The 12,747-nt window shown below is 73.1% G+C and carries 7 protein-coding genes; 3 read left to right on the forward strand and 4 right to left on the reverse strand.

Annotation, left to right across the window (positions count from 1 at the left end):
* Positions 1 to 566 precede the first annotated feature (566 nt).
* Positions 567 to 1,115, reverse strand: a complete 549-nt coding sequence (locus ACFV20_RS03755; protein ID WP_385651994.1) for a MarR family winged helix-turn-helix transcriptional regulator — start codon at positions 1,113 to 1,115, stop codon at positions 567 to 569.
* 122 nt (positions 1,116 to 1,237) lie between these two features.
* On the opposite strand from ACFV20_RS03755, the gene ACFV20_RS03760 reads away from it, so the two are divergent.
* Positions 1,238 to 2,500: an MFS transporter gene (locus ACFV20_RS03760; RefSeq protein WP_385652525.1), complete on the forward strand. Its 1,263-nt coding sequence runs from the start codon at positions 1,238 to 1,240 to the stop codon at positions 2,498 to 2,500.
* A gap of 41 nt (positions 2,501 to 2,541) precedes the next feature.
* Here the strand turns inward: ACFV20_RS03760 and ACFV20_RS03765 are convergent, their stop codons facing one another.
* Together ACFV20_RS03765 and ACFV20_RS03770 are read right to left on the reverse strand one after the other, a co-directional pair.
* A complete protein-coding gene (locus ACFV20_RS03765) occupies positions 2,542 to 4,209 on the reverse strand; it encodes a SpoIIE family protein phosphatase (protein WP_385651996.1) in 1,668 nt (555 codons plus the stop codon).
* 174 nt (positions 4,210 to 4,383) lie between these two features.
* Complete coding sequence (locus ACFV20_RS03770) at positions 4,384 to 5,763, reverse strand: NAD(P)/FAD-dependent oxidoreductase (RefSeq protein WP_385651999.1); 1,380 nt, start codon at positions 5,761 to 5,763, stop codon at positions 4,384 to 4,386.
* Between the two features lie 371 nt (positions 5,764 to 6,134).
* On the opposite strand from ACFV20_RS03770, the gene ACFV20_RS03775 reads away from it, so the two are divergent.
* Complete coding sequence (locus tag ACFV20_RS03775) at positions 6,135 to 6,902, forward strand: TetR/AcrR family transcriptional regulator (protein ID WP_385652002.1); 768 nt, start codon at positions 6,135 to 6,137, stop codon at positions 6,900 to 6,902.
* A gap of 249 nt (positions 6,903 to 7,151) precedes the next feature.
* Positions 7,152 to 9,164, forward strand: a complete 2,013-nt coding sequence (locus ACFV20_RS03780) for a sigma-70 family RNA polymerase sigma factor (protein WP_385652003.1) — start codon at positions 7,152 to 7,154, stop codon at positions 9,162 to 9,164.
* Positions 9,165 to 9,204: 40 nt separating this feature from the next.
* On the opposite strand, the gene ACFV20_RS03785 is transcribed toward ACFV20_RS03780, so the two are convergent.
* A complete protein-coding gene (locus tag ACFV20_RS03785; protein WP_385652005.1) occupies positions 9,205 to 12,498 on the reverse strand; it encodes a BTAD domain-containing putative transcriptional regulator in 3,294 nt (1,097 codons plus the stop codon).
* Between the last annotated feature and the right edge of the window lie 249 nt (positions 12,499 to 12,747).

Raw genomic sequence — 12,747 nt, forward strand, 5'->3', positions numbered from 1 at the left:
ACCTCGACCATCGGTTGTCCGATGGACGGGGTATCAACATATCTGGCGTTGACTTTTGGCACGCTGTTGAGTTCTCAAGGAACGGTCGCTTCCTTTGTACTCACCCTCTCGGGCTTTCCTCCGGGCGCTTCCCTTCGGTCTTGCGTTTCCGACTCTATCAGATCTTTCCGATCCGATTTCCTCGGTGCTTTCCAGGTTCCCGCTTTCGCGTTTCCCTTTCCGGCGGTTCCGACTCTATCAGATCCTTTCCGGCCTGATCCCCGGTCAGCGGGGTTTGTCTTTGCGGCTGTTGGGCCGTTCCGACGTGTCCAACCTTAGCGCGTCCTCTCGGCGATTCCCAAATCGACGCCGTTGGAGTCGATCAGATCGTCGAGTCCCAATTCGAATTGAATTCGGGCACGCCGGAATCAACCCTGATGGGGAGGTCGAGCTGGTGGTTGGTGTGCCGCTGCTGCGGCGGAAGTGCTGTCGAAGAACCGTTACGGCTCGGCGGCAACCCGAAGAACTCTACGGATCCGCCAGGGGCGTGTCAAGCGTCCCCTGTCAAGATCTTTTCGGTCCTGGTCTCAGTCCAGGTCGGTGAGGCGTCCGCCGGCGTCCGGCTGCGCGTGCTCGACCCTGCGCAGTAGGCGCGTGAGCACCTCGCCCAGCGCCGTGCGCTCGTCCGGTGACAGGTCCTGGAGGAGGTCCTCCTCGAAGACCGTCGCCAGGCGCATCGCCTCCAGCCACTTCTCTCGCCCCTCGGGTGTCAGCTCCACGATCACGCGTACGCGGTTCGACTCGTCTCGCTCACGGGTCACCAGGGATTCGGCGACCATGCGGTCGATTCTGTGGGTCATCGCGGCCGGCGTGAGGCCGAGGCGCTTGGCGAGGTCGCTGGGGCCCAGGCGGTACGGAGCTCCCGAGAGGACGAGGGCCTTGAGTACCTCCCACTCCGCGTTGCTGATGCCGAGGGCCGAGGTCTGCCGTCCGTAGGCGACGTTCATACGGCGGTTCAGACGGGAGAGGGCCGAGACGATCTGCTCGACCTGGGGGTCGAGGTCCTGGAACTCGCGCTGGTACGCGGCGATCTGCTCTTCGAGGGTCGGCTCGCTGGGGCCGGCGGTGTCGCCCATGTGCGCAGTATGGCACGCCCGTTCTTTGCCTTGAAGTCCTTGGGTATGTACTCTTTAGCTTCGAACTTTAGTTTCGAAGTCTTCACTCCTAACTTGTGAGAGAGGTGAACGTGACCAGGGCGATGGGCGCAGCGATGCGCCGGATTCACGTGGGTAACGCACTCAGCGCGTTCGGGCTGGGCTTCACGGTCCCGTACCTGTACGTCTACGTGGCGCAGGTGCGAGGGCTGGGAGCCATGACGGCGGGTCTCGTGCTCGCCGTCTTCGCTGTGGCCGCGCTGATCGTGCTGCCGTTCGCCGGGCGGGCCATCGTCCGGCGCGGCCCGCTGCCGGTGTTGCTCGCCGCCCTGGTCACCGCCGCTCTGGGTGCGCTCAGTCTGGGGATCTCGAGCAGCGCGGTCGCCGTACTGGTGTCGGCCTCGCTGCTGGGTGCGGGGCAGGCCGTGATGCAGCCGGCGCTCGCGACGATGATCGTCGACTGCTCGTCCGCGGAGACGCGGTCGCGCGCCTTCGCCATGCAGTTCTTCCTGCAGAACCTGGGGCTCGGCGTCGGCGGCCTCATCGGCGGGCATCTGGTCGACACCACCAGCGCCGCCTCCTTCACTCTGCTGTTCGCGATCGAGGCGGCGATGTTCCTGCTGCTGGTCGTGGTGATGACGACCGTGCGGATGCCGCACGCGCCGCGCATCGAGGACGCGCCCCCGGCCGGGCGGGGCAGCTGGAAGCAGTTGCTGGGCAACCGGGCCATGGTGCAGCTGTGCGTGCTGGGGTTCGTGCTGTTCTTCGCCTGCTACGGGCAGTTCGAGTCGGGGCTGAGCGCGTACGGGGTCGAGGCCGCCGGGATCTCGACGTCCGCGCTGGGGACCGCGCTCGCGGCCAACACGCTGATGATCGTCGTCGCGCAGTTCGCCGTGCTGCGGTTCGTGGAGCGGCGTCGGCGCTCGCGGGTGATCGCCGCTGTCGGGCTGATCTGGGCCGTGGCGTGGGCCGTCGCCGGGTACGCGGGGCTCGGGCACGGGAGCCAGGAGATGGCGACGGCCGCGTTCGTCTCGACGTACGCGCTGTTCGGGCTGGGTGAGGCGATGCTGTCGCCGACCGTGGCGCCGCTGGTCGCGGATCTCGCGCCGGAGGGCATGGCCGGGCAGTACAACTCCGCGTTCGCCTTGGTCAAGCAGCTGGCGCTGGCCGTCGGTCCGGCGGTGGGCGGGCCGCTGGGGGCCTCGCTGCACGCGCCGTACATCGTGGCGTTCCTGATGTTCTCGCTGGGGATCACCGTCCTGGCCGTGCGGTTGGGGCGGCAGCTGACCGATGTGCAGGACCAGCCGTGGCTCGGGAAGAGCCGGGTCGTGGCGCGGGGCGGGGCGCCCGTTTCCGCGGAGGTCTGACCCCCGCTTCTTCGCACAGGGCCTGTCCGTGAGGGCAGGCCCTAGGTGGTCTGGGTGCGGGGCAGGGCGAACTCGCACCAGACCGCCTTGCCGCCGCCGGGGGTGCGGCGGCAGCCCCAGTTCGACGCGATCGTGGCGACGATGGCGATGCCGCGGCCCGATTCGTCGCCCGGTTCCGCGCGGCGGCGTCTGGGGAGGTGGTCGTCGCCGTCGGTGACCTCGATGATCAGCCGTCTGTCCGTGCGGCGCAGGCGCAGACGCATCGGCGGGGTGCCGTGCTGGAGGGAGTTGGCGACGAGTTCGCTGGTGGCCAGGACGCCCAGGTCGTGCAGGTCGGGGGGAAAGCGCCAGCTGGTCAGGACGCCGGAGGCGAAGGCACGCGCGCGGGGGGCCGCTTCGACGCCGCCGAGCAGTTCCAGGGCGGCGTTGCGGAACAGCTCGCCGTCCGCTCCCGTGCGGGCGGGGTGCTGGAGGACCAGGACGGCCACGTCGTCGTCGTGGTCGGGTGTCACTCCGGCGGAGCGGACCAGGCGGTCGCAGACGACCTGGGGGGTTCCGGTGGCGCCGGCCAGGGCGCGTTCCAGGGCGGCGATGCCCTCGTCCAGGTCGGCGTCGCGCCGCTCGACCAGGCCGTCCGTGTAGAGGACGGCCGTGGAGCCGGGGGCGAGGGGGATCGAGCCCGAGGCGTGCATCCAGCCGCCGGTGCCGAGCGGGGGGCCGGTGGGTTCCTCGGCGCGCAGGACCGTGCCGTTCTCGTCGCGGACGAGGATCGGGAGGTGGCCAGCCGAGGAGTAGATCAGCTTGCCCTCGTTGGGGTCGTGGATGGCGTACGCGCAGGTGGCGATCTGGTTGGCGTCGATCTCGGCGGCCAGGCCGTCCAGGAGCTGGAGCACCTCGTGCGGGGGGAGGTCGAGGCGGGCGTAGGCGCGGACCGCCGTGCGGAGCTGGCCCATGACGGCCGCCGCGCGCACGCCCCTGCCCATGACGTCCCCGATGACCAGGGCCGTGCGGCCGCCGCCCAGGGTGATGACGTCGTACCAGTCGCCGCCGACCGCGGCTTCGGTGCCGCCGGGGTGGTAGGTGGCGGCGATGCGCAGGTCGTCGGGCTGTTCGAGCTCCTGGGGGAGCAGGGAGCGCTGGAGGGTGACGGCCGTTTCGCGCTGGCGGCGCTCACTGGCGCGCAGGCGCTCGGCGGCTTCGGCGTGGTCGGTGACGTCGGTGGCGAAGACGAGGACGCCGCGGCCGTCGCTGCCGCCCTTGCCGTCGCCCTGGGCGACCGGGGTGCAGGTGAAGGTGTAGGAGCGGCCGTCGGGGGCCTTGCGGGACTTGACCGTACGGGGTTTGCCGCTGCGCTGGACCTGGTCCAGGAGGGGGAACAGACCGAGGGCGTCCAGTTCGGGGAGGGCCTCGCGGGCGCGCTCGCCCAGGGGGCGGATGCCGAAGGCGCTCGTGTAGGCGTCGTTGACGTAGGCGATGCGGTGCTCGGGGCCGTGGACCAGGGCGACGAGGGACGGGGCGCGGTCGAGGACCTCGCGCACCCGCAGGTCGTCGACGGCGGGAACGGACGGTGCCCCGTCGGTCAGGTGTTCGGCGCGGGCGGCCGGTACGGAGCCGTCCCCCCGCCGGTCCGGGGAGGCCGTCTGCTCGGTCCGCGCTGCGGCGCGGCGCTGCGTTCCGGGGAGCCGGGCGCTCCAGCGCGTGAAGTTCACGAATCCTTGCCTCGTGTAGTGGTCGGCGGCCGGCACCGGGACCGGCCGGGGCCCCGAGGGGCCCGCACCGGGGCGCGTGGTGGCGAGCCCGCGGTGGTGGACCAGTCTGGCAGGGCGCGGACCGGACCGACATCCGTCAGACGCCGGGCCGGCCGCAGGAGTTCCTGGGTCCGGTCAGGACGACCCCTTCGGGTTGTGCGGGGGGTCGAGAGAAGGCTTTCCACCGGCCGCGAGTTCGAACTCCGCCCGGGGGTGTTCGAGTGAACCCAGGGAGACGATCTCCCGTTTGAACAGACCGGCCAGGGTCCATTCGGCCAGCACCCGCGCCTTGCGGTTGAAGGTGGGCACGCGGCTGAGGTGGTAGGCGCGGTGCATGAACCAGGCGGGGTAGCCCTTGAGCTTGCGTCCGTAGACGTGGGCGACGCCCTTGTGCAGGCCCAGGGAGGCGACCGAGCCGGCGTAGGCGTGTTCGTACGTCTCCAGTGGTTCGCCGCGCAGGGAGTGCACGATGTTGTCGGCGAGGACCTTGGCCTGGCGGACCGCGTGCTGGGCGTTGGGGGCGCACTCGCGGCCCGGTTCCCCGGCCGTGACGTCGGGGACGGCGGCGGCGTCCCCCGCGGCCCACGCGTGTGGTGCGCCGTCGACCGCCAGTTCCGCCGTGCACGTCAGGCGGCCGCGGCCGTTGCGGGGCAGGTCGGACGCGGCGAGCACCGGGTGGGGTTTCACACCCGCCGTCCAGACGACCGTGCGGGTGGGGAAGCGGGCACCGTCGCTGAGGACGGCGACCCGGTCGGCGCAGGACTCCAGCCGGGTCTCGAGGCGGACGTCGATGTTGCGGCGGCGCAGCTCGGTGACGGTGTAGCGGCCCATCTCCTCGCCGACCTCGGGCAGGATGCGCTCCGAGGCCTCGACGAGGATCCACTTCATGTCCTCGGGCTGGACGTTGTGGTAGTACCGCGCGGCGTAGCGGGCCATGTCCTCGAGTTCGCCGAGGGCCTCCACGCCCGCGAAACCGCCGCCGACGAAGACGAAGGTGAGGGCCGCGTCGCGGATGCCGGGGTCGCGGGTGGAGGAGGCGATGTCCATTTGCTCGATGACGTGGTTGCGCAGGCCGATGGCCTCCTCGACGGTCTTGAAGCCGATGCCGTGGTCGGCCAGGCCCGGGACCGGCAGGGTGCGCGAGACCGAACCGGGGGCGAGGACGAGCTCGTCGTAGGACAGCCGCCGGCCGCCCGTGCCCTCCTCCTCGGTGGCGAGGGTGGTGACGGTGGCGGTGCGTTTCGCGTGGTCGACGGCGGTGGCCTCGCCGATCAGGATCCGGCACCGGTCGAGGACGCGGCGCAGCGGTACGACGACGTGCCGGGGGGAGATGGCGCCCGCGGCGGCCTCGGGGAGGAACGGCTGGTAGGTCATGTACGGGTCGGGGGTGACGACGGTGATCTCCACCTCGCCCCGGTCCAGCTCCCGTTTCAGTCTGCGCTGCAGGCGCAGGGCCGTGTACATCCCGACGTAGCCGCCACCGACAACGAGAATGCGCGCACGTTCCTTCACCATCCCATGACGCACCCGTCGCTTGCGTTTGTCCACAGCCTCGACGAATTGTGTGACCGGGGCGGGAGAGGGCGCGGAGTTGGCCGGATTCGCGACCTGCGCGGCATTCGCGCAGGTCAGAAGGGGTGGCGCAGGGGGCGCGCGGGGGCACATTCGGGACGTATGCGGCCCGTACTCCGATCGGTGGGCGCTCCGTGCGGAACCTGCCCCTTCTGAATTGACTCCCTCTCAACTATGTTCGTGTGTCGACGGGGTGTAGGGGGATGTGCTCACGGGGTCCGCGACGGGCGGGCCGCGGACGGGCCGGTTCCCGCGTCCCGGCATCGAATGGCGGGGAGTCTCCGGGGGGAGACGTCATTACCGGGGGAATGCTTATGCATGTTCAGGACTCTCATTGGTCGCCCGCGTCCGCAGTGGCGGCGGGCGGTATGACGATGAGCGCGGCGGCGGGCGGCGGACGCGACGGGTCGCGGACGACGCCGCTGCGCGTGGACGCTCAGCGCAATCTGGAGCACGTGCTGCGCGCGGCGCGTGAGGTCTTCGGCGAGCTGGGGTACGGCGCGCCGATGGAGGACGTGGCGCGACGCGCGCGGGTCGGCGTGGGCACGGTGTACCGGCGGTTCCCGAGCAAGGACGTCCTCGTGCGGCGGATAGCCGAGGAGGAGACCTCCCGGCTCACCGACCAGGCGCGGGTGGCGCTCGGGCAGGAGGACGAGCCGTGGTCGGCGCTCTCGCGCTTCCTGCGGACGTCGGTGGCCTCCGGCGCGGGGCGGCTGCTGCCGCCTCAGGTGCTGCGGGTCTCGGTCGAGGACGGCGCCGGTGGGCCGCGGGTGCCGCAGCAGCGGACCCAGCCGGCCACGACGGAGCTGCGACTGGTGCCCGACCAGCCCGTCGCCGTCGCCTCGGTGCCGGCGGTAGCGGCCGAGGACGACGCCGGGACGGCGGCGCTGCTGGAGGTCGTGGGCCGGCTCGTGGAGCGGGCCCGTGCGGCCGGTGAACTGCGGGCCGACGTGTCGGTGTCGGATGTGCTGCTGGTGATCGCCACGGCCGCGCCCTCGCTGCCGGACGCGGCCCACCAGGCGGCCGCGTCGGCCCGGCTGCTGGACATCCTGCTGGAGGGTCTGCGCTCGCGACCGGCGTGAACCGCCGTCACCGGGATCCGGGGCGGGCGAGCCCCGGGCCCGGGGGCTCCGGGCCCGGGCGCGACGCCCGGGCCCGGAGCGCGACGGCGCCTCCGTGTCTTCCCCGGACGAGTGACGGCCAGTACTGCCGTGCGGCAAGTCCCCACGGATGAGTGATGATCCGAACTTCGGGGGTTCTGACCGGAAACTCCTGTGGCACGCTGACCCGGTGGTCTGGACGGATGGGGCGGCTGCCGGGGGCTTTCCGCGATGAGCGTTGACGGGCGGGACGAGTCGAACGGCGGTGGGCACGGCGACGCCGCGGCCGACGACCCGGCCCCGCCGCAGGTGCCGCCGCAGGGGGGACGCGCGAGCGTGCCGCCCGCCGGGCACCCGGCCGACAGCTCGGTCCCGGCCCAGCGCACCCGGCGTGAGGACGGCGCCCTGCCGCCCGAGCTGCCGTCCGAGCTGCCACCCTCCGACGCCGGGCTCATCGACCGGATGCGCGCGGGTGACGACACGGCGTACGAGGAGCTGTACCGGCGCCATGCGCAGGCCGTGCGCCGGTATGCGCGCACCTGCTGCCGTGACGCCCACACCGCGGACGACCTGACCGCCGAGGTCTTCGCCCGGATGCTCCAGGCCGTGCGCGGCGGCGCCGGTCCCACCCATGCCGTCCGCGCCTATCTGCTCACCTCCGTCCGGCGCGTCGCCGCTGCCTGGACGAGGTCGGCACGGCGCGAACAGCTCGTCGACGATTTCGCCGTGTTCGCCGCCCAGTCCGCGCACGGGCCCGACGGGTCCGGTGACGACACGCTCGAACTCGGCGCGGACGTAAGGGCGATGCACGAGGCCGAACAGTCCATGGCCATGCGGGCGTTCCGGTCGCTGCCGGAGCGCTGGCAGGCCGTGCTGTGGCACACCGAGGTCGAGGACGAGTCCCCCAGCGAGGTCGCCACGCTGTTCGGGCTGGACGCCAACGGCACACGCGTCCTCGCCAGCCGGGCCCGCGAGGGCCTCAAGCAGGCCTATCTCCAGGCGCACGTCAGCGCCACGCTCACCGGCGACGAGGAGTGCGCACGCTACGCCGACCAGCTGGGCACCTACGCCCGCGGGCGGCTGCGCACCCGGGCCGAGCGGGGCCTGCGCAAGCACCTGGAGGAATGCGCGAAGTGCCGTCTGGCCGCACTGCAGATCGAAGAGGTCGCCGGCGGTATCCCGGCCGTCGTGCCGGTCGCCGTCGTCGGCTGGTTCGGGGCCGCCGGGTACGCCAAGGCCGCCGGGCTCATCGCCGGAGGTGCGGGAGCGGCCGGGGCGGCGGGGGCCGCAGCTACGGCGGGGAGTTCGGCCGGTGGCACGGCCGCTGCGAGTGGCAGTGCGGCCGGAGGCGGTGCGTCCGGGACCGGGGGCGGTGCGGCGGTCTCCGAGGGGATCGGGGCGCCGCTGAAGGCCGGTATCGCGGCCGGGGTGGTCGCCGTCGGTGTCGTGGCGGCGGTGGTGATGGCACTGGCCGGCAACGACAAGCCGAAGGACGAGGCCAAGGCCGGCCCCGCCTCCCCTCCCCCGTCGTCGGTCGTGCGCCCCGGTGAGCCCACGCCGTCCCCCTCCCCGCCCGCGACCGGTCCGCGCCCGGGCCCCTCGGGGATCGTGCCGCCGCGCCCCGGGGCACCCGCACCCACACCGTCACGGTCACCGGCAGGGGCCACCAGCACCACCCCGGGCAAGGGTCCGGGCCCGACGCCCCCGTCCCCGAGTCCCACCCGGACGTCCCGCCCGCCCACGTCCCCCCGGCCGACGCCCCCGCCCGCCGGCACACCGACGCCCACTCCCTCACCGGCCCCGCCCGCCCCGGCCGTCTACCAGTGGAGCGAGCTGTCGTACGACATCAGCGGCGACGGCACGAAGCCCGAGATGCGGATCGCGTCGAGCAGCTGGGTGTGGAAGCGGTCCGGCCTGCGGGTCGGCGGCGAGCGGTACGTCCACGGCGTCACCGTGCACGGCCGCTCGTCCGTCACCATCGACCTCAACCGCTCCTGCTCGTCGTACGACGCGCTCGTGGGAGTGGACGACATGACACTGAGGCTCGGTGCCGTGCGCTTCTCCGTGTACGCCGACGGGACCAGGCTGTGGCGGTCCCCGCTGGTGAAGGGCGGCGACGCGGCCGTGCCCGTCCACGTGAACCTCACCGGCCGCAGCACGGTCCGGCTGGTGGTGGAACCGCGCAGCGTCCTCGACCACCTGATGCCGGTGGACTGGGCACAGTCCGGGTTCACCTGCGGCTGAGGGGCACGCTCACGTGAACGGACCCTGAGCGCAGGGCGGTTCAGGTCACCCGGCCTACGGTGTACACGGCGCACGCCTCGTCGAGCTCGCGCAGGACGTCGTCGGCGGTGAGGGCCGCGCCCCGGGCGCGCTCCGCCTCGCAGGGGGCACGGCCCAGAGCGGCACGGACAGCGGCCTCGGCACGTTCGGCCGGGGGGATCTCCGGGACGGAGCGGGGGCGGCCGGACCGCCAGTGGTCGCCGGTGCCGAGCAGCCGGGCCGCCCGCGGGAAGTCACCGAGGTCGGCCAGCAGTCCCGCCGCGCCGTCCACGACCGTCGCCCGGACGACGTCCGAGCACCGCTTCTCCACCGCCTCGCGCAGGGCTTCGGTGGCTTTGGCCAGACCGGAGCGCGGCCCGGACTCCTTGGCGCTGATCGCCGCGTCGAGCAGGCCCAGCATCACCGTGAACTGCGGGGGCGTTGTGCCGGGGGCGGTGTTGGCCAGAGCCTCCTTCCACCACTCCCGGGCCCGGCCGGTGTGCCCGTCCTCGAAGGCCATCTGGGTGCGCATCAGCAGGATGTACGCCTTGGAGTCCCGTACGCCGTACCGCTCGGCGGCGACGGTGGCCTCGTCCAGCGCGGATCGTGCGGCCGGCCGGTCGCCCGCACGGTAGGCGATCTCGGCGAGCCGGGTGATGAGGAACGGCGACTCGGCGTAGGCGCCCACCTCGTAGGCGAGCCGGAGCGCCTCCTCGTACTCCCCCTTGGCCTCCTCGAAGCGGCTGCGCACCATGGCGGCCTCGCCGGCCGCGCCGCACACCTGGGCGCGCAGCCAGCGGTCACCGGCGCGGCGGCTGAGGACCCGCAGTTCCGCGAGGTCCTCGTCGACGCCTTCCAGACTTCCGGGCCCGTCGACGACCGTGTGCGCGCGGAACATCAGGGCGACGGAGACCTCCCAGTCACCGCCGTGGGCACGGCAGTTGGCGACGGCGGCGTCCAGGACGGACCGCACCTCGCGCTGGTCGCCCAGGTAGGAGGAGAGGATCGGGCAGACGAGCCCCGGGACACGGGCCGCGTGGGGGCCGCCTTCCGTGTAGTGGGCCCATACCCGCTCCATGTACGGCAGCCGCTCGGCGACGAACGTCTCCATCGGGGCCACTTCGGTCATGAAGAACAGATGCAGCAGCCTGACGTCCATGCGCAGGGCGTGCAGCGGATGTCCCGCCTCCCCGTCCGGCGCGCCGAGGAAGTGGTCGACGTGGCCGGGCGGTTCAGGCTCGCCACCGGCCGGCGCACGGCCCGTCGTGTCCAGGGCCGCGCCCAGCCTCAGCGTCCGTTCGAGCCACTCCACGCCCTCGTGGCGGTAGTTGCGCAGCCACCAGAACCAGCCCATGGCCACGGCGAGGGCGGCGGCCTCCGCCTCGTCCCCGGCGGCGAGGGCCCGGTCCAGGGCCGCACGGATGTTGTCCAGCTCGGTCTCCAGGCGGGATATCCACGGCAGTTGCGCGGCGGAGCGCAGCTGCGGATCGGCCCGCTCGGCGAGCGCACGCGCCCACGCGCGGTGCCGACGCTCGGCGGCGGCGCGCGTGGGCGGGTCGTCGGCGGCGCGCTCGACGGCGTACTCGTGGATGGTCTCCAGCATCCGGTACCGCATGCCCAGGGCGCCGTCGTCATCGCCGGGCGTCGCCACGACGAGGGACTTGTCGACGAGGGCCCCGATCAGCTCGGCGGCGGGCCCGGAGCACACGGCCTCGGCCGCCCCGAGGTCCCAGCCGCCCGCGAACACGGACACCTCGCGCAGCATCGTCCGCTCGGCGTCGTCGAGCAGGTCCCAGGACCAGTCGACGACGGCGCGCAGGGTCTGCTGGCGGGGGAGGACCGTACGGCTGCCGGAGGTCAGGAGACGGAAGCGGTCGTCGAGGCGGTCGGCGATCTGCCGGGGGGTGAGCAGCCGCAGCCGGGCCGCCGCCAGCTCGATGGCGAGCGGCAGACCGTCCAGCCGCCGGCAGATCTCGGCCACCGCCTGCTCGTCGCGGAGCACGGCCCGCGCGTCCGGACGGACGGCGGTGGCGCGCTCCGCGAACAGCCGGCGGGCGTGGTCGGGGCGCAGGGGCTCGACCGGGCGGACCACCTCACCCGGCACGCCCAGGGGTTCACGGCTGGTGGCCAGGACCGTGAGCCCCGGGCAGCGGGTCAGCAGGGTCTCCGCCAGGTGGGCGGCGGCTCCGATGACGTGTTCGCAGTTGTCGAGGATCAGCAGGAGGTCACGCGACGCGCAGAACTCCACGAGCAGCCCGACGGGGTCGTCCTGCACGGCGGTGAGCTCGCTGGTCATCAGCACGGTCTCGCGCAGACCGAGCGCACTGACCACCGCTCCCGGAACCGCCTCCGGCCGGTCGAGCGGGGCGAGCTCGGCCAGCCATGCCTGCGGGAGCCCGGCGGCGGCTTCCTCGGCGAGGCGGGTCTTTCCGGAGCCGCCCGGTCCGGTGAGGGTGACGAGACGGGCCCTGTGCAGGTCGGAACGGATGGCGTCGATCTCGGGTTCCCGGCCGACGAAAGAGGTCAGCCGGGGGCGGATGGTCCCGGGGCGGGTGCGCTCGCGCTCCGGCGGAACGGGCGGTGGCTTCTCGTCCCCCGGGGCGGGGGCGAGCAGATCGGCGTGCAGGGCGCGCAGTTCGGGGCCGGGGTCGGTGCCGAGTCCTTCGGCCAGGGCCCGGCGGACACCCTCGTACGCGGTGAGCGCGTCGGCCTCCCGCCCGCTGTCGCGCAGGGCGCGGATGAGGAGGGCGTGCAGCGGTTCGTCGTAGGGGTGTACGGCGGTCAGCTGCCGCAGTTCCGGTACGACGTCCGCTGCGCGGCCGAGCCGTAGCCGGGCCTCCGCCCTGGCCCGGGTCGCCTCCAGACGCCTGGCTTCCGGGCGGGCGGCGGCGGAGCGGTCGGGGAGATCGGCGAGGGCGGGGCCGTGCCAGAGGGCGAGGGCGGCGTCGAGGTGCCGTTCCGCCAGGGCGGGGTCGCCACCGGCGAGGGCGTCGGTGCCCTGCCGGACGAGCCGTTCGAAGACGTGCAGGTCGATGTCGTCCCCGGTGGCGACGAGCCGGTAGCCGCCGGTCTCGGAGGTGACGGCGTCCCTGCCGAGGGCCCTGCGGAGGCGGCCGACCAGGGCCTGGAGGGCGGCGGGGGCGTCCTGCGGCGGATCCTCCGCCCAGACCTCGTCGATCAGCGTCCCGGGGGTGACGACCCGGGAGGGGCGCAGGGCGAGAGCGGTGAGCAGTGCGCGGAGCCGGGGACCGCCGACGGGTACGACCGTGCCGTCCTCGTCCTCTGCCGTGGTGACGCCCAGGATTCTGTACCGCACGGGGTCATTGTCACCGGGGCAGCGGCGAGGAGCAGTGGGTTTTCGACTCGGGGCGTGGCTCGGGGGTCGGTGCACGGCGCTGTCGCTGGGGGCCGGGTGGGTCCGCAGCCCGGCGGAACGTGGTGCCTCCCCCAAGCTCTCGGCTCCGCTCGACCCACGCCCACCCGTGCCGCCCCAACGGCACGACTGCCCGCAGCTGGGGCGGCAGCCCCCACGCACCAGCACCCGCCATCGTGCGCAAGGGGACGT

Origin of the sequence: Streptomyces sp. NPDC059696 (assembly GCF_042733745.1) — a bacterium.
Lineage (GTDB): Bacteria > Actinomycetota > Actinomycetes > Streptomycetales > Streptomycetaceae > Streptomyces.

Bases quoted from the DNA above. Each gene is read 5' to 3' on its own strand.
- ACFV20_RS03780 (WP_385652003.1), top strand. From the start codon at position 7,152: ATGAGCGTTGACGGGCGGGACGAGTCGAACGGCGGTGGGCACGGCGAC.
- ACFV20_RS03755 (WP_385651994.1), bottom strand. From the start codon at position 1,115: ATGGGCGACACCGCCGGCCCCAGCGAGCCGACCCTCGAAGAGCAGATC.
- ACFV20_RS03775 (WP_385652002.1), top strand. From the start codon at position 6,135: ATGCATGTTCAGGACTCTCATTGGTCGCCCGCGTCCGCAGTGGCGGCG.
- ACFV20_RS03770 (WP_385651999.1), bottom strand. From the start codon at position 5,763: ATGGTGAAGGAACGTGCGCGCATTCTCGTTGTCGGTGGCGGCTACGTC.
- ACFV20_RS03760 (WP_385652525.1), top strand. From the start codon at position 1,238: ATGGGCGCAGCGATGCGCCGGATTCACGTGGGTAACGCACTCAGCGCG.